Here is an 18,412-nt window from a genome sequence, read left to right as displayed (position 1 = left end):
TTTTACGAAGCCAGCAAGAGGAAGATCGCCGGGCGCTTATGCAGGTCCGGCGCGGCCTGCTTCTTCCAGTCGGCCGCCGTGCGCGTGACGATGTTTTCGCCCGGCAGCGTCAGATCGACGGCGACGCAAATGAGCGTCGACGGCGCGCAGCCAGCGATGAGCGCGTCGAGCATCGCCTTATTGCGATAGGGCGTCTCAATGAAAATCTGCGTCTGATTGGCCTTGCGCGACAGTTGCTCCAGCTCGCGCAGCCGTTTCGCGCGTTCGCCGGCATCGACCGGCAGATAGCCGTTGAACGCGAAGCTCTGGCCGTTCATGCCGGAAGCCATCAGCGCGAGCAAGATCGAGCTCGGTCCGACGAACGGCACGACCTTCACGCCACGCTGATGCGCGCGCCGCACGAGCAACGCACCGGGATCGGCGACGGCGGGACAGCCCGCTTCGGAGACGAGGCCGGCGTCGGTGCCGGCGAGGATCGGCGCGAGCAGCTTGTCGATTTCCGCTGGCGGCGTGTTCACATTCAGCTCGCGCACCTCGATTTCCTGAATCGGACGTTCGGTGCCCACTTTCTTCAGAAAGGCGCGCGTCGTTTTGGCGTTTTCGCCGATGTAGTACGCGAGGGCGGCCGCCTGCCCGCGCACCGGTTCGGGCAGAACTTGGGCGAGCGCGTCGGCGTCGCCTTCGCCGAGCGTGTTCGGAATCAGATAGAGAACGCCGCTCATGCCGCCTCCAGCACCGGATAGCCGGCGTTCGCGAGCATTCCGGTCAGCGCGATCAGCGGCAGGCCGATCAGCGCGGTGGGATCGTCGGATTCGATCGCTTCGAGCAACGCGATGCCCAGGCCTTCCGCCTTGGCGCTGCCGGCGCAGTCGTACGGCGTTTCGGCGCGCAGGTACGTCTCGATCTGGGCGTCCGAATAGCGACGAAACCGCACGCGCGTGACGATATCGGCGGATTGCGCGTCGCCCGTGCGGCTGTCGAACAGGCAAAGCGCGCTGTGGAATTCGACGCTGCGTCCGCGCATCGCCTGGAGCTGGGCGAAGGCTTTCTCGTGCGTGCCGGGCTTGCCGATCTGCTTGCCGTCGAAGGTCGCCACCTGATCGGAGCCGATCACGAGGGCGTTCGCGTCGTTGTCGCTCCGTCCGGCCGCCGCACGCGCCTTGGCGATCGAGAGCCGAACCGCGGTCGCTTCGGGCGTTTCGTTGGCGAGCGGCGTTTCGTCGATATCGGGCGACACGACGTCGAACGAAATGCGCAAGCGTTCGAGCAATTCGCGCCGATAAGGTGAACTGGACGCCAGAATCAGGCGTGGCGGCGATTTCGAAGCTTCAGACATGAGACGAACCGGACAAAAAAGGGTGTAAAAACGACGGGCTGCGATTCAGCCCTTAAGTATTTGACTCGAAAGAACAAAGCCGATATGATTTTGGGCTTTTCATCGGTACGTGCGCGGGCGAAGGCTCTCCTGTCATCGATGAAACCGGTCGAGCCGAAGAGTCAGAAAGCACGAGGTCAGACAGCATGATGCCGGCCAGATGCAAATTGGGGCAAATTCGGGCAAGTCGGGCCTGCATCGAAGCTGCATTTAAGCCGAGCCGCGGTGCATACTGAGCACTCACCGGTAGCACTAACCCAAGTAAGGCCAAGCAGGAGCGCACATGACTCAGAATCCTGGCAAACCTGTGAGCCCCGCCGATCCGCGCGCGCTCGACATTTACGAATTCGCCAAGAGCGGCAGGCAATCGGCCGGCGCGCTGCGTGTGTCGCAGATGCCGCGCATGTTAGCCGAAGTGCCGGCTGATGTGCCAGACGGCGATACCGTGTTCACCTGGCAAGGCGAGGGGTCGACCCAGCCGGAATTGCAGGACGACGGCACGGAGGCGCCGCAGCCGTATCTGCGTCTTGCGGTGCACGGTTCGGTGTGGCTCACGTGCCAGCGCTGCCTTCAGCCGTATTCGCAGCATCTCGATGTCGATGCGACATATCGGATCGTGGCGACGGAAGAAGAAGCGGACGAATTTCCGCTCGACGACGATGAAGTCGAAGTGATCGTGGGCTCGCGCCAGTTCGATCTCGTCGACTTGATCGAAGAGGAGTTGTTGTTGTCCTTGCCGCTCGTGCCCAAGCACAACGTATGTCCCGAGACGCACGAAAGTCTGCTTCCGGGCACGGAGGACGACGAGCCGGATGAAAGCGGTGTGACGGATGAGGACGAAAAGCCGAATCCGTTTGCCGTGCTGGAGAAGCTCAAGGGCGGCTCCGACGGCAAGAAGCACTGAAATGGTTTTGTAGCACGCAACAAACTGGTAGCGCGATGTGCGCACCCGATGGCCGAACGGCCGAGGGCTGTCGGCGGATCGGGCTGTGTTAGAATTCGCAAAATTTTTCTGGAGTAATCATGGCAGTTCAGCAAAACAAGAAGTCGCCGTCGAAGCGCGGCATGCACCGTTCCCACGACTTCCTCCCGACGGCTCCGCTGGCTGTCGAGCCGAGCACGGGCGAGGTGCATATGCGCCACCACGTGAGCCCGAACGGCTACTATCGTGGCAAGAAAGTCATCAAGACGAAGAACGACTAAGCGTTCATCGACGCTCGATGCGCCCGCCGGAATCATTGCACGGGCGCGCGGGCGCAACTCGCTCTTGACACTTTCCCGGTACGACGAGAAGGCGGCATTTCACTGCCGCTTTTTTGTGTCCGAAATTCGTCGCGTTCCATGACTGTAAAGATAACCATCGACTGCATGGGAGGCGACCACGGTCCGGCCGTGACCGTTCCCGCTGCCGTCAATTTCGTGCGCTCGCATCCCGACGCGCACCTGATGCTCGTCGGTCTCGAGCAGCCCATCCGCGCTCAGCTCAAGAAGTACAAGGCTTCCGACGAGCCGCGTCTGACCGTCGTTCCCGCCAGCGAAGTCGTCGCGATGGACGACCCGGTCGAAGTCGCGCTGCGCAAGAAGAAAGATTCGTCGATGCGCGTCGCGCTCAATCTCGTGAAAGAGGGCGAGGCGCAGACCTGCATTTCCGCCGGCAACACCGGCGCGCTCATGGCGGTGTCGCGCTATGTGCTGAAGACGCTCGCCGGTATCGAGCGGCCTGCCATTGCGTTCGCGATGCCGAGCCAGAAGGGCTACACCACGGTGCTCGACCTGGGCGCCAACGTGGATTGCGAACCCGAGCATCTGCTGCAGTTCGCGGAGATGGGCCACGCGCTCGTATCGGCGATCGAAGGGCGCGAACGGCCCACGATCGGTCTGCTCAACATCGGCGAAGAAGTCATCAAGGGCAACGAAACGATCAAGCGCGCGGGCGAACTGCTGCGCGCGAGCACGCTGAACTTCTACGGCAACGTGGAAGGCAACGACATCTATAAAGGTACGACCGATGTCGTCGTGTGCGACGGCTTCGTCGGCAATGTCGCGCTGAAGACCTCCGAAGGTCTCGCGAAAATGCTCGCCGACATGATCAAGGAAGAGTTCAGCCGCAACTTCGCCTCGAAGTTGATGGCGCTCGTCGCGCTGCCCGTGCTGAAGCGTTTCAAGAGGCGTGTCGATCCGGCGCAATATAACGGCGCGGCCTTGCTCGGCCTGCGCGGGCTTGTAATCAAAAGTCACGGTTCGGCCGAGGCCTTCGGGTTTGAGTGGGCCATCAAACGCGGGTATGATGCCGTCAAAAATGGCGTGCTCGAACGCCTGGTGCGCGCGATGGAAGAAAACGCTCCCGCCGCGCGCGAGGCGGACGCGAAGGGTCCCGCGTCGGCGGCCGCGGATCAATCGATCCAGCAGGCCGCTTCACAGCCGAACCCACAGCCAAACTCGCAGCCGAACCCGCCGGGCGAGTCCGGTACTGCGCTACATTCGAAGGCATAATGGCTCAATCCAATCTTTACTCTCGCGTGCTGGGCACCGGCAGCTATCTGCCGTCCGAGCGTGTCACGAATCAGGACTTGGCGGACCGTCTCGCGAAGCAGGGCGTCGAGACCAATGACGAATGGATCGTCGCGCGCACCGGCATTCACGCGCGACATTTCGCAGCACCGGATCAAACCACGAGCGATCTCGCGCTGATCGCTTCGCAGAAGGCGATCGAGGCGGCGGGCATCGATCCGCAATCGATCGATCTGATCATCGTCGCGACTTCCACGCCTGACTTCGTGTTCCCGAGCACGGCGTGCCTGTTGCAAAACAAGCTCGGCATCAAGAACAACGGCGCGGCCTTCGACGTGCAGGCGGTGTGCTCCGGCTTCGCCTACGGCGTCGCGACGGCGGACAGCTTCATTCGCAGCGGCCTGAACCGCACGGCGCTCGTCGTCGGCGCGGAGACGTTCTCGCGCATTCTCGATTTCAACGATCGCACCACATGCGTGCTGTTCGGCGACGGCGCGGGCGCGGTCATCCTCCAGGCGTCCGATGAGCCGGGCGTGCTGTCGAGCGCGCTGCACGCGGACGGCAGCTATTCGGACATTCTCTGCACGCCGGGCAACGTGAACGGCGGCGTGGTTCAGGGCAGCGCGTTCCTGCACATGGACGGGCAAGCGGTGTTCAAGCTCGCGGTCAACGTGCTCGAAAAGGTCGCGCTCGAAGCGCTCGACAAGGCGAAGCTCACGCCTGAAGACATCGACTGGCTGATTCCGCATCAGGCCAACATCCGCATCATGCAAAGCACGGCGCGCAAGCTGCATCTGCCGCCGGAGCGCATGGTCGTGACGGTCGGCGAGCATGGCAACACGTCGGCGGCATCGATTCCGCTCGCGCTCGACGTCGCGGTGCGCGACGGCCGCATCAAGCGCGGCGACAACATTCTCATCGAAGGCGTGGGCGGCGGCTTCACGTGGGGCGCGTCGGTCATCCGCTACTGATTCGCCGATCAGATCCCTCTACCCAATTCGTAACTGATCCCTCTTCATCGCTGACCCCGCGCGCTCCTCCAGCGCGCGGTCCATGAGGACATCGCGGATCATTCCAATCAACGAGGACGATATGAAATTTGCGTTCGTTTTCCCCGGACAAGGCTCGCAGTCCATCGGCATGCTCAACGCATTCGCCGATCACGCGATCGTGCGCGAGACCGTGCAGCAGGCTTCCGACGCGCTCGGCCAGGATCTCGGCAAGCTGATCGCCGAAGGCCCGGCAGAAGAGCTGAACCTGACGACGAACACGCAGCCCGTCATGCTGACGGCCGCGTATGCGATTTATCGCGTGTGGGAAAAGGAAACGGGCCTGAAGCCTGCGCTCGTCGCTGGTCACAGCCTCGGTGAATACACCGCGCTCGTCGCGGCGGGCGCGCTCGCGTTCGCGGACGCCGTGCCGCTCGTGCGTTTTCGCGCGCAGGCGATGCAGAACGCGGTGCCGGTCGGCGAAGGCGGCATGGCCGCGATCCTCGGCCTCGACGACGACACCGTGCGCGCCGTGTGCGCTGAAGCCTCGTCGGCGGGCGTCGTCGAAGCGGTGAACTTCAATGCGCCGGCGCAGGTGGTCATCGCCGGTTCGAAGGCGGCCGTCGAGAAAGCGTGCGAGCTGGCGAAGGCGAAGGGCGCGAAGCGTGCGCTGCCGCTGCCGGTTTCCGCGCCGTTCCACTCTTCGCTGCTCAGGCCCGCATCGGATCAGTTGCGCGACTATCTCGCCAACGTCGAAGTGAAGGCGCCGCAGATTCCGCTGATCAATAACGTCGACGTCGCGATCGTCTCCGATCCGGCCGCGATCAAGGACGCGCTGGTGCGTCAGGCCGCCGGTCCGGTGCGCTGGGTCGAGTGCGTGCAGGCGATGGCGAAAGACGGCATCACGCACGTCATCGAATGCGGTCCGGGCAAGGTGCTCGCGGGCCTGACGAAGCGTATCGACGGTAATCTCGTCGGCGGCTCGATCTTCGATCCGGCATCGCTCGAAGAAACGCGCAAACTGATCGCTGGCTAAGGACGAACAACATGAATCTGCAAAACCAGGTAGCAATCGTCACGGGCGCGTCGCGTGGCATCGGACGCGCGATCGCGCTCGAACTCGCGAAGCAGGGCGCGACGGTCATCGGCACGGCGACGAGCGAAAGCGGTGCTGCGGGCATCAGCGAAGCGTTGCAGCAAGCGGGCGGAAAGGGCCGTGGCGCGGTGCTGAACGTGAACGACGCCGCCGCGGCGGATGCGTTCATCGACGGCATCGTCAAGGAATTCGGCGGGCTGAACGTGCTCGTCAACAATGCGGGCATCACGAAGGATCAGCTCGCGATGCGGATGAAGGACGACGAGTTCGACGCCGTCATCGATACGAACCTGCGCGCGGTGTTCCGTCTTTCGCGCGCGGTGCTGCGCCCGATGATGAAGGCGCGCGGCGGCCGCATCATCAACATCACGTCGGTGGTGGGTTCGTCGGGCAATCCTGGCCAGGCCAACTACGCGGCGGCAAAGGCTGGCGTCGCCGGCATGACGCGCGCGCTCGCGCGTGAGATCGGCAGCCGTGGCATCACCGTGAACTGCATCGCGCCCGGTTTCATCGACACCGACATGACCAAGGTCCTGCCGGAAGAGCAGCGCACCGCGCTCACCGCGTCTATCCCACTTGGCCGACTGGGCGCGCCCGAAGATATCGCGCATGCTGTGGCATTCCTGGCCTCGCCGTTCGCCGGTTACATCACCGGCACGACGCTGCATGTGAACGGCGGCATGTACATGTAAGGCCTTAATAGGCATTTCGCAGAATTTCGCTTAATATCCGCGCCGGAACGGGCGCGCAAAATGCTCGAAGGAGCAACGTGCGTACCGCTTTCGCGCGGCAGTGAAGAAACGATGCAATGCCGGCCGCCGCCCTCTTGATGAAGGGCAGGACACGGTGGAGCATGGAACTGACGCGTCGTATTTTGCGGGTCCAAACCTGATAAAATGCGCGCACTTGTATTTTTGAACTTTTTTCCCCTCGGAGGGCTGCATGGACAACATCGAACAGCGCGTGAAGAAGATCGTCGCCGAACAACTGGGCGTGGCGGAAGCCGAAATCAAGAACGAAGCTTCGTTCGTGAACGATCTGGGCGCTGACTCGCTCGATACGGTCGAACTCGTCATGGCGCTGGAAGACGAATTCGGCATGGAAATTCCCGATGAAGAGGCCGAAAAGATCACCACGGTTCAGCAAGCGATCGACTACGCGCGCGCCAACGTCAAGGCCTAAGGCCGGACGCGCCAGCGACTCATCGTCAATCAGCTCGATGCATCGTCGCTGCAAACCGATTTGACAGCCACAGGGCACACAGGGCGGTTTCCTGTGGCCGCTGTGGCTTTTGTTTTTCGTCATTTTATGGATAAGGGGTTACCGTGAGCCGTCGTCGAGTTGTTGTTACAGGCCTTGGGCTCGTATCGCCTGTCGGCAATACTGTTGCCGACGGCTGGGCCAATCTGGTCGCGGGCAAGTCGGGCATCGCCAATATCACGAAGTTCGACGCGACGAACTTTTCCACGCGTTTCGCCGGTGAGGTGAAGGGCTTCAATATCGAAGACTACATGCCCGCCAAAGAGGCGCGCCATATGGATACGTTCATCCATTATGGTTTCGCCGCGGGCGTGCAGGCCATGCAGGACAGCGGCCTCGAAATCACCGATGAAAACTCGGAGCGCGTGGGCGTCGTGGTCGGCTCGGGCATCGGCGGTCTGCCGATGATCGAAGTCACGCAAACCGAACTGCTCAATCGCGGCCCGCGCCGCATTTCGCCGTTCTTCGTGCCGGCGTCGATCATCAACATGATCTCCGGCCATCTTTCGATCCGCTTCGGTCTGAAAGGCCCGAATCTGTCGATGGTCACGGCCTGCACCACCGGCCTGCACTGCATCGGCGAGGCGTCGCGACTGATCGAATACGGCGACGCGGACGTCATGATCGCGGGCGGCGCGGAAGCCACGGTTTCCCCGCTCGGCATCGGCGGTTTCGCGGCAGCGCGCGCGCTCTCGCAGCGCAATGACGATCCCGCGACGGCGAGCCGTCCGTGGGACACCGACCGCGACGGCTTCGTTCTCGGCGAAGGCGCGGGCGTGATGGTGCTCGAAGAGTACGAGCACGCGAAGAAGCGCGGCGCGAAGATCTACGCGGAAGTGCTCGGCTACGGCATGAGCGGCGACGCGTATCACATGACCGCGCCGCCGGAAGACGGCGACGGCGGCCGCCGCGCGATGGTCAACGCAATGAAGAACGCGCGCATCAATCCGGATGAAGTGAACTACGTCAACGCGCACGGCACGTCGACGCCGCTCGGCGACATCGCGGAGACGATCGGCATCACGCGTGCGCTCGGCGATCAGGCGAAGAAGGTCGTCGTGAACTCCACCAAGTCGATGACCGGCCACCTGCTGGGCGGCGCGGGCGGCCTGGAGTCGGTGTTCACCGTGCTGGCGATCCACAATCAGGTGTCGCCGCCGACCATCAACATCTTCAATCAGGATCCGAAGTGCGACCTGGACTACTGCGCGAACACCGCGCGGGAGATGAAGATCGACGTGGCGGTCAAGAACTCGTTCGGCTTCGGCGGCACGAACGGCTCGCTCGTCTTCAAGCGCCACTGAGCACGGCGCGCTCGTCATCGCGGGGATCCATATGGCGAGCGTGTGTGTGAATCGGCCGCATCGTGACGCAGGCGTCGCGATGCGGCCGTCGCGTTTCTTGCGGGGCGCAATGCTCGGCTTCGTAGCCGTTGCGGGAGCGTCGGTGTTCCAGTGCGTTTTCGCGCATGCGGAGCACGCGGGGCACGCCGCCGTGGCTTGCGCGGCGGCGCTGGCGGTGCTCGGGCTGGCGTCGTACCGGTGGATGAACGCCCAGCCATCGGCGATTGGCCTTCTTTCCGACGGCATCACGATCTGGAACCGAAGCGGCGAGATGCGCCACACGAGCATCGCTGGGTGCGCGCAATGGAGCGGACGCCTCATCGCGTTGACGCTTTGCGATACGCGCGGGCGGCGCGAAACGCTCGTCGTCGCGGCCGATTCCGTCGATGCCGACACCTTCCGCCAGCTCTCGGTCCAGGCTCGCCGCGCCGCAGCGTCCCACCTGTAACGACTGTAACGGCGCATGAGCGTTCCGGTAGCCTTACAGGCGGTAACGCTACAATAGCCGTCCGCGCAACTTCCCCAAGCTAATCGGATTTCCCAGGTGAGTGAAAAAGAAATCGACCAATTGCTGGTCGAACGTGTCCAGAAGGGTGACAAGGCCGCGTTCGAACTGCTGGTCGCCAAATACCACCGCAAGATCATTCGACTGATCTCGCGCCTCGTGCGCGACCCCGCCGAGGTCGAGGACGTCGCCCAGGACGCCTTCATCAAGGCCTACCGCGCGCTGCCGCAATTTCGCGGCGAATCGGCGTTTTACACCTGGCTATACCGCATTGCTGTCAATACGGCAAAAAACTATCTTGCAACTCAGGGCCGCCGCGCTCCCACTTCTACCGAAGCCGATGCAGAAGAAGCGGAAACTTTCTCCGACGCGGACCAACTAAGGGATATCAACACGCCCGAGTCGATGTTGATGAGCAAGCAGATCGCTCAGACTGTCAACGCCGCGATGGCGTTGCTGCCCGAGGAATTGCGCACCGCCATCACGCTTCGGGAGATTGAAGGACTGAGCTACGAGGAAATCGCCGAAATGATGGATTGCCCGATCGGCACCGTCAGATCGAGAATTTTTCGTGCTCGCGAAGCCATTGCGGCAAAATTGCGTCCGTTGTTGGACACTCCCGAAGGCAAACGCTGGTAGGCGGCGAAAACCCTCGGGGCAGGGACGCGATATCTGGGTTGGTGGTGTCACAACGGGGTGTGGTCAAAGATGGGGAGCATCATGGGGTCGGTCTCGGTGCAGAATCAAACACAGGCGGGTTCGCGCGGCGAGCGCATGTCGGCTTTCGTCGACGGCGAAGCGCTCGGCGAAATTGGCAGCATCAGCCAGTTTCTCGCGGATCTGAAAGGCGACGAACGCGCGGCGTGGTCGGAATATCACCTGATCGGCGACGCCTTGCGCTCCGACGATCTCGCGGTCAGCCCGGCGCGCAGCAGCGCGTTCATGGCCGCATTCTCCGAACGTTTCGAAGCTGAGGCGCACGTACTCGCGCCGGCTGCATTGCCGGGCGTGACGACGAAAGCGCGGGGCGGCATGTTGCGCCGTCGCGTGATGCCGGCCTTCGCGGTTGCCGCGGCGGCCGCTACGCTGACATGGATCGTCGTGCCGCAGCTGCAAGGCGTCGATCGCAACTCGGGCGCGCAGGTGGCGAGCGTCGCGCCGGCGGATTCGTCGATGCAGCGGGTGGCGCTCGCGTCGGTGCCCGCGGTGACCACGCGTACGCCGATCGTCGAAGCGAACATCATCCGCGACGCGAATCTCGATCAGTATCTCGAAGCGCATCAGCAGTTCTCCCAGCAGCCCGCGATGCCCGGTTCGATGCCCCTGATTCGCGCGGCGGCTATAACGCAAGGCCAATAATTTGATGCTGAGTGTGCGGTTGAATAAAACAAGATATTGGGGGCGGCTGCCGGCATTGATGCTCTGCGCAGCCGCGCTGTTGACGGCGGCAACGAGCTCGTTCGCTCAGGGAGACGATCCCGCCACCGCCCGCAAGACAGCCGCCACTCTGCTCAACCGCATCCACGAAGCGGCCCAGCAGCAGAATTACGAGGGCACGTTCGTCTACCAGCGTGGCGCGACGGTGCAGTCGTCGCGCATTACGCACGTCGCCACGCGCGGTGACGGCGAATACGAATCGCTCGAAAGTCTCGACGGCGCGCCGCGCAAGATGCTGCGTCACGACGACGACATGTTCACCTTCGTGCCGGAGCGTCATCTGCTCGTGGTCGAGCATCGGCAGAACCGGGATTCGTTCCCGGCGCTGTTGTCGACGAGTGGCGATCAGGTGCTTTCCGTCTACGATCCGAAGCTGTTGGGCACGGACCGCGTCGCGGGTATCGAAAGCCAGGTGCTGGAGCTCGATCCGAAAGATTCCTATCGTTTTGCCTACAAGCTGTGGGCCGATGCGAAAACCGGCTTGCTGCTGCGCGCGCAAACGCTCGATCCGGACGGGCAAGTCCTCGAGCAGCTTTCTTTCTCTCAGGTGCGTATTGGCGGGCCGATCGACAAGGCGCCGATCGCGAACGGCATTCGCAACACGTCGGGCTGGACCGTCGTGCGGCCGCCCGTGCAGCCGGTCGACATGGAAGCGCAGGGCTGGCAACTGACGCCGACTATCGCGGGCTTTCGCAAGATTCGCGAGTTGCGCCGTCCGATGGCGTCGAGCCAGCAAGGCCAGCCGCCGATTCCGGTCGATCAGGCCGTGTTCTCCGATGGCCTCGCGACGATCTCGGTTTTCGTCGAGCCGGTGGAGAAAAATACGCGCAAGGAAGGCGCGGGCAATAGCGGAGCGACGCACGTTCTGGTGAAGCGCCGCGGAGATTTCTGGATCACCTTGCTGGGTGAAGTGCCGCAAGCCACATTGCAGCAATTTGCTTCTACCATAGAATACAAGCCTTCCAAGTAATCCAGATCCCGGCCTCCAACCTATGAGCAACTTCTCGCTGCGCAAGTTCATCGCGGCCGCGGCGCTCGCCGTGTGCCTGCCGTTCGTATCGCAATCTGCGTCAGCGGTGCCCACGGTGAACCTGCCGGACTTCACGACGCTCGTCGACAAGGTGGGGCCCTCGGTCGTGAACATTCGCACGACCTCGCGCGTCGGTTCGGGCAGCGATCTGCGCGGCCTGCCGCCCGGTCTCGATGAAGGCGACATGTCGGAATTCTTCCGACGCTTCTTCGGCATTCCGATGCCGGGTCAGCCGCCTCGTGGAGGTGGCGGCGGCGGAAATAACGGCGGCGGAAGTCAGGGCGATCAGGGCAAGGGCGGCAGCCGCAACGCGCCCGACGACAACCAGGACAACTCGGAGCAGAGCAGCGGCGTCGGCTCCGGCTTCATCCTGTCGACCGATGGCTACGTGATGACCAACGCACACGTCGTCGACGATGCCGACACCATCTACGTCACACTCACGGACAAGCGCGAATTCAAGGCGCGTCTCGTCGGCGTCGACGAGCGCACGGACGTCGCCGTCGTGAAGATCAGCGCATCGAACCTGCCGGCGATCACCATCGGCGATTCGAACAAGGTGCGCGTCGGCGAGTGGGTGCTCGCAATCGGTTCGCCGTTCGGCCTCGACAACACCGTGACCGCGGGCATCGTCAGCGCGAAGGGGCGCGATACGGGCGATTACCTTCCGTTCATCCAGACCGATGTCGCCGTGAATCCGGGCAACTCGGGCGGTCCGCTCATCAACATGGCGGGCGAGGTGATCGGTATCAATTCGCAGATTTACAGCCGCACGGGCGGTTTCATGGGCATCTCGTTCGCGATTCCGATCGACGAAGCCATGCGCGTCGCCGATCAGCTTAAGACGTCGGGCAAGGTGGTGCGCGGGCGCATCGCGGTGGCGATCGGCGAAGTGACGAAGGACGTCGCGGATTCGCTGGGCTTGCCGAAAGCGCAGGGCGCGCTCGTGTCGAGCGTCGAATCGGGCGGGCCGGCCGACAAGGCCGGCGTGCAACCGGGCGACATCATCCTCAAGTTCAACGGTCAGAACGTCGAGACCGCGACCGATCTCCCGCGCATGGTCGGCGATACGAAGCCCGGCACGAAGACCACGCTCACGATCTGGCGCAAGGGCCAGACGCGCGATCTGTCGATCACGGTCGCCGAAATGCAGCCGGACAAGGTCGCGAAGACCGAGCAGAAGAAACCGCCGCAGCCGAAGGAGCGCGCGAGCAATTCGCTCGGCATGGCGGTGAGCGACATTCCGGCAGATCAAAAGAAGGCGCTCAAGCTGTCGAGCGGCGTTCAGGTCGATGCCGTCGAGGGACCGGCGGCACGCGCGGGCTTCCAGAAGGGCGACATCATCATGCGTATCGGCGATACGGATATCACGAGCGCCAAGCAGTTCCAGGAAGTCGCGCAGGGCCTCGACGCGAGCAAGATGGTCGCGATTCTCGTGCGTCGCGGCGACAACACGCAGTTCGTGCCGGTGCGCCCGCGCGTGCCGGCGCAGAAATAAGCGCGATGACGTCGAAGCCAGGCGCGGCCTTCATTCTGTACGGGCGCGCCTGGTGTCATCTGTGCGAGGACATGCGGGCCGAACTCGAGCCAATCGCCGCGCAACACGGCATTCCGATCGAATGGATCGACATCGACGAAGATCCGCTGCTCGAAGCGCGCTACGACGAACGCGTGCCGGTTCTGGCGCTCGATGGCGTCGAGCTGTGCCAGTACCGGCTCGACGCCGACGCGGTACACGCAGCGCTGCTCGCGCGCGGTCGGTGAGGGCGGCGCAGGCGAAATCCGCCGGGGCACCCCCGTTTTCGGCTAAAATGCTCAAGTTTTCCCCAAATTTTCAAGGCGTGCTCCGCGTTGGTGAGGGCGCGCCTTTTTCGCTTTTTTTGGCACGATCGGCACTGAATGGATCATATTCGTAACTTCTCGATCATCGCGCACATCGACCACGGCAAGTCGACGCTCGCTGACCGCATCATCCAGTTGTGCGGCGGCCTGTCCGACCGTGAGATGGAAGCGCAGGTGCTCGATTCGATGGACCTCGAGCGCGAACGTGGCATCACGATCAAGGCGCAGACCGCGGCGCTGACCTATAAGGCGCGCGACGGCCGCGTCTACAACCTCAACCTGATCGATACGCCGGGGCACGTCGACTTCTCCTACGAAGTCAGCCGCTCGCTCTCCGCGTGCGAAGGCGCGCTGCTCGTCGTCGATGCGTCGCAGGGCGTCGAAGCGCAGACGGTGGCGAACTGCTACACGGCCATCGAACTCGGCGTCGAAGTCGTGCCGGTGCTCAACAAGATCGATCTGCCGGCCGCGAATCCCGAAAACGCGATCGCGGAAATCGAGGACGTGATCGGCATTCAGGCCGCGGACGCCGTCCATTGCAGCGCGAAGACGGGTCTCGGCGTCGAGGACGTGCTCGAATCGCTGATCGCGAAAGTGCCGCCGCCCGAGGGCGATCCGGACGCGCCGCTGCAGGCGCTCATCATCGACTCGTGGTTCGACAACTACGTCGGCGTCGTGATGCTGGTGCGTATCGTCAACGGCACGCTCAAGCCGAAGGACAAGATCAAGATGATGGCGACCGGCGCGCAATACCCGGTCGAGCATGTCGGCGTGTTCGCGCCGAAGTCCACGAATCTCGCGCAATTGTCGGCGGGGCAGGTGGGCTTCGTGATCGCGGGCATCAAGGAACTGACGGCCGCGAAAGTGGGCGATACCGTCACGGTCGCGAGCCGTCCGGCCACCGAGCCGCTGCCGGGCTTCAAGGAAGTGAAGCCGCAGGTGTTCGCGGGGCTTTATCCGGTCGAGGCGAATCAGTACGACGCGCTGCGCGAATCGCTCGAAAAGCTGAAGCTCAACGACGCGTCGCTGCAGTTCGAGCCGGAAGTGTCGCAGGCGCTCGGCTTCGGTTTCCGTTGCGGCTTCCTCGGCCTTCTGCACATGGAAATCGTGCAGGAGCGTCTCGAGCGCGAATTCGACATGGACCTCATCACCACCGCGCCGACGGTGATCTACGAGGTCGAGCAGCGCGACGGCACGACCATCATGGTCGAGAATCCGGCGAAAATGCCGGAGCCGCAGAAGATCGAGGAAGTGCGCGAGCCGATCGTCACCGTGAATCTGTATATGCCGCAGGAATATGTCGGCTCGGTCATCACGCTGTGTACGGCCAAGCGCGGCTCGCAGATCAACATGCAGTATCACGGCCGTCAGGTGCAGCTGACCTACGAAATCCCGATGGCGGAAATCGTGCTCGACTTCTTCGACCGCCTGAAGTCGACGTCGCGCGGCTATGCGTCGATGGACTACGAGTTCAAGGAATATCGCGCGGCGGATGTCGTCAAGGTCGACATGCTCATCAACGGCGACAAGGTCGATGCGCTGTCGGTCATCGTGCACCGTTCGCAGAGCCAGCATCGCGGCCGCGAAGTGGCGTCGAAGATGCGCGAACTGATTCCGCGTCAGATGTACGACGTGGCGATCCAGGCGACCATCGGCTCGAACATCATCGCGCGCGAGAACATCAAGGCGCTGCGCAAGAACGTGCTCGCGAAGTGCTACGGCGGCGACATCTCGCGCAAGAAGAAGCTGCTCGAGAAGCAGAAGGCCGGCAAGAAGCGCATGAAGCAGGTCGGCTCTGTCGAAATCCCGCAAGAGGCTTTCCTGGCGATTCTGCGCGTCGACGAGTAACGCGCGCACGGCGAAGCAAACAACGATAACAACCGGAAGCGATTGATGAATTTCGCATTGATTCTTTTGATCCTCGTCGTATTGACGGGTATTGCCTGGGTGCTCGACAAGCTGGTGTTTCTGCCGCAACGGCGCCGCGCCGCCGACGCCGCGGTGGCCGAGTTCGATCGCCAGCAGGAGCGCGTCGGCGAGCGTTTCGCCGATGAAAACGCCCCGCAGACGCGCGCCCGCCTGCACGACGACAAGCTGCGCCAGCCGTGGTGGCTCGAATACACGGCGAGCTTCTTCCCGGTGATTCTCGCGGTATTCGTCGTGCGCTCGTTCATCATCGAGCCGTTCAAGATTCCGTCCGGCTCGATGGTGCCGACGCTGCTCGTCGGCGACTTCATCCTCGTGAACAAGTACGAATACGGCCTGCGCATGCCGATCACGAACACGAAGATGACCAACGGCAGCCCGCTCAAGCGCGGCGATGTCGTCGTGTTCCGCTATCCGAAGGACGAATCGGTCGACTACATCAAGCGCGTGATCGGCCTGCCGGGCGATACCGTCGCGTACGAAGACAAGAAGCTCACGATCAACGGCAAGCCGGTGCCGGAGACGCCGCTGCCCGATTATTTCGACGACGAGCGCATCGGTTACGCGAAGCAGTTCGAGGAAGATCTCGACGGCCGCAAGAACGCGATCCTGAACAATCCGCAAGTGCCGCCGTTCATCGTCGGCGCGGACGATTTCCCGTTCCGCGACAACTGCAATTACAACGCTCAGGGCGTGACGTGCAAAGTCCCGCCGGGCAACTACTTCATGATGGGCGACAACCGCGACAACAGCGCGGATAGCCGCTACTGGGGCTTCGTGCCGGACAAGAACATCGTCGGGCGCGCCTTCTTCATCTGGATGAACTTCAGCAATCTCAAGCGCATCGGCGCTTTCCAGTGAACACACATCACGCCGGCTCGTCTCCTGAGACAGCCGGCGTTGCTCATTCTTAAAACAAGCTTCGAAACGGCGTGAAGAAGCGCGGCTAACACCGTCTCGCCACGCGTTTTCCGGCGCGGTCCGGCGGAATCGTCCGCCCGCGCGCCCGCGTTATACTCTCTCCATGCCATCTTCTCCGTTGGAAAGCCGGCTGCGGTACGAATTTCGCAATGCGGAATTGCTGCGCCAGGCGATGACCCACCGCAGTCACAGCGCCACGCACAATGAACGGCTCGAATTTCTCGGCGATTCCGTTCTAAATTGCGTGGTGGCCGCGCTTTTGTTCCAACGATTCAGCAAACTCGACGAAGGCGACCTGTCGCGCGTGCGCGCGAATCTGGTCAAACAGCAGTCGCTTTACGAAATCGCGCAGGCGTTGAACGTGTCCGAAGGCCTGCGGCTCGGCGAAGGCGAATTGCGCAGCGGCGGCTTTCGCCGTCCGTCGATTCTCGCCGACACGCTCGAAGCAATCTTCGGCGCCATCTTCCTCGACGGCGGTTTCGACGCCGCCTTCACAGTCATCAAGCGGCTGTACACGCCGGTGCTCGATCACATCGATCCGCGCACCATCGGCAAGGATGCGAAGACGCTTCTGCAGGAATATCTCCAGGGCCACAAGATCGCGTTGCCGACTTACACCGTTATCGCAACGCACGGCGCCGCGCACAATCAGCAGTTCGAAGTCGAATGCACGGTGCCGAAACTCGACGTGAAAGTGTCCGGTTCCGGCGCGAGCCGCCGCGCCGCCGAGCAGGCTGCCGCGAAGAAGGCGCTCGACGAAGTGATGGCCGCTGCACCGACGCTCGGCATGAAGCCGAAGCGCAAGGGCGCGCGCGCGGCGAAGCAGGTCGAGCCCGAAGTGGTGCCCGGCGTCACCGGCATTCAGGCGGCGCTCGATCTGCGGTCGCCCGATCGTCGCGAGCGTCAACATGCACCGCACGGCACGCAGCAGGCGCCGCAGGAACGCCCGGCCACCGCGCCGCTCGCCGTGATTCGCGCGACGCACGTCGAGCCGTCGGCGGGCGCTTACGCAGCCGCCGACAAGCCCGAACGCGCCGTCATTCACCGGCCGGAGAAAGCGGCGAAAAGCGATGCGACGCAAACGTCCGAACGCAGCGCGAATGCGGACAAGCCCGCGCCGTCCGACGAACGCGACGACGACGCCGGCACGCGCAACAGCGCCGCCGCGGATGCGCCCGCGGGCCGCGTCGTGCGCGCCGCCGACGCCGGTCACTGACGCGCGCATCGAGCGCACATCGCGCCCCCGCGCCCCAACGACTTCTTGCCGCACACATCTATGAACGCTCCTACTTCTTCCGGTTTCCGCTGCGGCATGGTCGCGATCGTCGGCCGTCCCAACGTCGGCAAGTCGACGCTGATGAACGCGCTCGTCGGCCAGAAGGTGAGCATCACCTCGCGCAAGGCGCAGACGACGCGCCACCGCATCACCGGCATCAACACGTTCGACGACGCGCAGTACATTTTCGTCGACACGCCCGGTTTCCAGACACGTCACAGCGGCGCGCTGAATCGCTCGCTGAACCGCGCGGTGACGTCGACGCTCACGTCCGTCGATGCGATTCTCTTCGTGATCGAAGCGGGCCGCTTCGGTCCGGACGACCAGAAGGTGCTCGATCTGATCCCGACCGGCACGCCGACTTTGCTGATCGCAAACAAGCTGGATCGCGTCGGCGACAAGAGTTCGCTCTTTCCCTTCATGCAGCAGATGTCGGCCTTGCGGGACTTCCGCGAGATCGTGCCGCTGTCGGCGAAAAACGTCGACGACATCAAGCGCCTCTTGTCGGTCGTGAAGCCGTATCTGCCGGAAGGCGAGCCGATCTACGGCGAGGACGATCTGACCGATCGCAGCGAACGCTTCCTCGCCGCCGAAATCCTGCGCGAGAAGGTGTTCCGCTGGACCGGCGACGAACTGCCGTACACGAGCACGGTGCTCATCGACAAGTTCGAGACCGAAGGGCGTCTGCGCCGCGTGTTCGCGACGATTCTCGTCGATCGCGACATGCACAAGGCGATGATCATCGGCCAGAAGGGCGCGAAGCTGAAGCAGATCAGCACCGAGGCGCGGCTCGACATGGAGAAGCTCTTCGACGGTCCCGTGTATCTCGAAACCTTCGTCAAGGTGAAGAGCGGCTGGGCGGACAACGAAGCGGGCCTGCGCGCGTACGGCTACGAGTGAT

General features: G+C 63.1%; 20 protein-coding genes. 18 read left to right on the top strand and 2 right to left on the bottom strand.

Annotated features, from left to right (window positions below; translation table 11 throughout):
• Positions 1-2: 2 nt before the first annotated feature.
• Positions 3-722, bottom strand: a complete 720-nt coding sequence (locus tag NCS67_RS09040; RefSeq protein WP_008342260.1) for an SAM-dependent methyltransferase — start codon at positions 720-722, stop codon at positions 3-5.
• Positions 719-1,336 (bottom strand): Maf-like protein, encoded by a 618-nt coding sequence (locus NCS67_RS09035; RefSeq protein ID WP_250434959.1) that lies wholly within the window; start codon positions 1,334-1,336, stop codon positions 719-721. Before NCS67_RS09035 ends, NCS67_RS09040 begins: the two co-directional genes overlap by 4 nt.
• A 322-nt stretch (positions 1,337-1,658) precedes the next feature.
• Between NCS67_RS09035 and NCS67_RS09030 the strand changes: the two genes are divergently transcribed.
• From NCS67_RS09030 to era, 18 genes are all read left to right on the top strand, one after another.
• Entirely contained in the window at positions 1,659-2,279 is a 621-nt protein-coding gene (locus NCS67_RS09030; protein ID WP_034473538.1) for a DUF177 domain-containing protein, read from the top strand.
• Between the two features lie 119 nt (positions 2,280-2,398).
• Entirely contained in the window at positions 2,399-2,578 is a 180-nt protein-coding gene (gene rpmF / locus NCS67_RS09025; RefSeq protein ID WP_008342254.1) for a 50S ribosomal protein L32, read from the top strand.
• A 138-nt stretch (positions 2,579-2,716) separates the two neighbouring features.
• Positions 2,717-3,868, top strand: coding sequence for a phosphate acyltransferase PlsX (plsX, locus tag NCS67_RS09020; protein WP_250434957.1), 1,152 nt, complete (start codon positions 2,717-2,719; stop codon positions 3,866-3,868).
• Positions 3,868-4,857, top strand: coding sequence for a beta-ketoacyl-ACP synthase III (locus NCS67_RS09015; RefSeq protein ID WP_008342249.1), 990 nt, complete (start codon positions 3,868-3,870; stop codon positions 4,855-4,857). The genes plsX and NCS67_RS09015 overlap by 1 nt, the downstream gene beginning before the upstream one ends.
• A 121-nt stretch (positions 4,858-4,978) precedes the next feature.
• Entirely contained in the window at positions 4,979-5,911 is a 933-nt protein-coding gene (gene fabD / locus NCS67_RS09010) for an ACP S-malonyltransferase (protein ID WP_034473532.1), read from the top strand.
• 11 nt (positions 5,912-5,922) lie between these two features.
• The gene (fabG, locus tag NCS67_RS09005; protein WP_034473531.1) at positions 5,923-6,663 is read left to right on the top strand and encodes a 3-oxoacyl-ACP reductase FabG; all 741 of its coding nucleotides are present in this window, start codon (positions 5,923-5,925) and stop codon (positions 6,661-6,663) included.
• A 250-nt stretch (positions 6,664-6,913) separates the two neighbouring features.
• Positions 6,914-7,153, top strand: coding sequence for an acyl carrier protein (acpP, locus tag NCS67_RS09000; protein ID WP_004197638.1), 240 nt, complete (start codon positions 6,914-6,916; stop codon positions 7,151-7,153).
• Between the two features lie 143 nt (positions 7,154-7,296).
• Complete coding sequence (gene fabF, locus NCS67_RS08995; protein WP_008342106.1) at positions 7,297-8,535, top strand: beta-ketoacyl-ACP synthase II; 1,239 nt, start codon at positions 7,297-7,299, stop codon at positions 8,533-8,535.
• A gap of 31 nt (positions 8,536-8,566) precedes the next feature.
• Entirely contained in the window at positions 8,567-9,022 is a 456-nt protein-coding gene (locus tag NCS67_RS08990) for a protein YgfX (protein ID WP_008342105.1), read from the top strand.
• 96 nt (positions 9,023-9,118) lie between these two features.
• Positions 9,119-9,718 (top strand): RNA polymerase sigma factor RpoE, encoded by a 600-nt coding sequence (rpoE, locus tag NCS67_RS08985; RefSeq protein ID WP_008342103.1) that lies wholly within the window; start codon positions 9,119-9,121, stop codon positions 9,716-9,718.
• Positions 9,719-9,799: 81 nt separating this feature from the next.
• Positions 9,800-10,438, top strand: coding sequence for a sigma-E factor negative regulatory protein (locus NCS67_RS08980; protein WP_008342099.1), 639 nt, complete (start codon positions 9,800-9,802; stop codon positions 10,436-10,438).
• A 4-nt stretch (positions 10,439-10,442) separates the two neighbouring features.
• Positions 10,443-11,486: a MucB/RseB C-terminal domain-containing protein gene (locus NCS67_RS08975; protein ID WP_008342097.1), complete on the top strand. Its 1,044-nt coding sequence runs from the start codon at positions 10,443-10,445 to the stop codon at positions 11,484-11,486.
• A 22-nt stretch (positions 11,487-11,508) separates the two neighbouring features.
• Positions 11,509-13,044 (top strand): DegQ family serine endoprotease, encoded by a 1,536-nt coding sequence (locus NCS67_RS08970; protein ID WP_034473529.1) that lies wholly within the window; start codon positions 11,509-11,511, stop codon positions 13,042-13,044.
• A gap of 5 nt (positions 13,045-13,049) precedes the next feature.
• A complete protein-coding gene (locus NCS67_RS08965) occupies positions 13,050-13,310 on the top strand; it encodes a glutaredoxin family protein (RefSeq protein WP_008342094.1) in 261 nt (86 codons plus the stop codon).
• 135 nt (positions 13,311-13,445) lie between these two features.
• Positions 13,446-15,236, top strand: coding sequence for a translation elongation factor 4 (gene lepA, locus NCS67_RS08960; protein ID WP_008342093.1), 1,791 nt, complete (start codon positions 13,446-13,448; stop codon positions 15,234-15,236).
• Positions 15,237-15,281: 45 nt separating this feature from the next.
• On the top strand, positions 15,282-16,175 hold the full coding sequence (gene lepB / locus NCS67_RS08955) for a signal peptidase I (RefSeq protein ID WP_008342091.1): 894 nt from the start codon (positions 15,282-15,284) through the stop codon (positions 16,173-16,175).
• A gap of 163 nt (positions 16,176-16,338) precedes the next feature.
• Positions 16,339-17,451 (top strand): ribonuclease III, encoded by a 1,113-nt coding sequence (gene rnc, locus NCS67_RS08950; RefSeq protein ID WP_033537089.1) that lies wholly within the window; start codon positions 16,339-16,341, stop codon positions 17,449-17,451.
• Between the two features lie 60 nt (positions 17,452-17,511).
• Positions 17,512-18,411, top strand: coding sequence for a GTPase Era (gene era, locus NCS67_RS08945; protein WP_008342088.1), 900 nt, complete (start codon positions 17,512-17,514; stop codon positions 18,409-18,411).
• Position 18,412: the final 1 nt, after the last annotated feature.

Origin of the sequence: Caballeronia sp. ATUFL_F2_KS9A, from assembly GCF_023630765.1 — a bacterium.
Lineage (GTDB): Bacteria > Pseudomonadota > Gammaproteobacteria > Burkholderiales > Burkholderiaceae > Caballeronia > Caballeronia zhejiangensis.
Note: the sequence above shows the minus strand (reverse complement) of the source record. Positions and strands in the feature narration are given on the sequence as shown.